General features: G+C 73.1%; 2 protein-coding genes. Both read right to left on the reverse strand.

The window, feature by feature from the left end; translation table 11 throughout:
* Positions 1-476, reverse strand: a 476-nt coding sequence (locus ABGB06_RS39370; RefSeq protein WP_347600550.1) for a beta-ketoacyl synthase N-terminal-like domain-containing protein, incomplete at its 3' end; no start/stop codon positions are given.
* A partial coding sequence (locus tag ABGB06_RS39375) for a beta-ketoacyl reductase (RefSeq protein ID WP_347600552.1) occupies positions 476-1,190 on the reverse strand: 715 nt, incomplete at its 5' end. The genes ABGB06_RS39370 and ABGB06_RS39375, both read right to left, overlap by 1 nt.

The raw sequence follows: 1,190 nt of genomic DNA on the forward strand, positions 1-1,190 counted from the left end.
CCGGTGCGGCTGCCGCGTAGCGAGGTGGGGTCGATGCCGGCGCTTTCGAAGGCCTCCCAGGAGGTCTCCAGCAGCAGCCGTTGCTGCGGGTCCATGGCCAGTGCCTCGCGCGGCGAGATGCCGAAGAGCTCGGCGTCGAAGTCGCCCGCGTCGTGCAGGAATCCGCCCTCCCGCACGTAACAGGTGCCGGGCGTGTCGGGATCCGGGTCGTACAGCGCGTCGAGGTCCCAGCCGCGGTTGGTGGGGAAACCGCTGATCGCGTCCTCGCCGGCGGCGACGAGCCGCCACAGCTCCTCCGGAGTGGTGACGCCGCCGGGGAAGCGGCAGGCCATGCCGATGACCGCGATCGGCTCGCGCACCCGGTCGTCGGCCTCGCGCAGCCGCTGCCGGGCGTCCTGGGCGTCGGCGATCGCCCGCCTCAGGTAGTCGCGGAGCCTGTGCTCGGTGCCGTTGTTCGTGCCGCTGCCGTCTGCCATCAGGAGTTCCCCAGGTTCTCGACCATGTCGAAGAGTTCGTCGTCGGTCGCCTCGTCGAGATCGCCGCGCCGTGTCGGCGGGCTCGGCTCGGGCTTCGGCGGTGTGGGCGCGGACGGTTCGGGCAGCAGGAGCCGGCCGAGGTGCTCTGCCAGGGCGAGGGGCGTCGGATGGTCGAACAGCAGACCGGCCGGGAGCCGGAGTCCCGTCTCCCTCGCCAGGCGGTTACGCAACTCCACCGAGGTCAGCGACTCGAACCCCAGCTCCTGGAACGTCTCCTCGGGAGCCACCGTGCGGGAGTCCACGTGCCCCAGCACCGCCGCCGACTGCTCGCACACCAGGTCCAGCACCGCGCGCTGCCGCTCCGTCGCCTTGCCCAGCCCGGTGAGGCGCTCCGCGAAGGTGCGCTCACCCGGCGCGCGATCGGGCGCGGTGCCCACCTGCCCCGGCAACGCCGTGGGGTCCAGCCGGATCGGCACCAGCACGGCGTCGTCCACGCCCAGAGCCGCGTCGAAGAGCCGCAGCCCCTCCTCGGCCGAGAGCATCCCCGTCCGGGAACGCGCCAGCCTGGCCCGGTCGGCCTCCCCCAGCGAGGTGTTCATGCCGTCGGGTGTGTTCCACAGGCCCCAGGCGAGGGAGGTGGCGGGGAGGCCGGTGGCGTGGCGGTGGTGTGCGAGGGCGTCGAGGTAGGCGTTGGCGGCGGCGTAGTTGGCCTGT

The sequence above is a fragment of the Streptomyces sp. B6B3 genome, assembly GCF_039871525.1.
Lineage (GTDB): Bacteria > Actinomycetota > Actinomycetes > Streptomycetales > Streptomycetaceae > Streptomyces.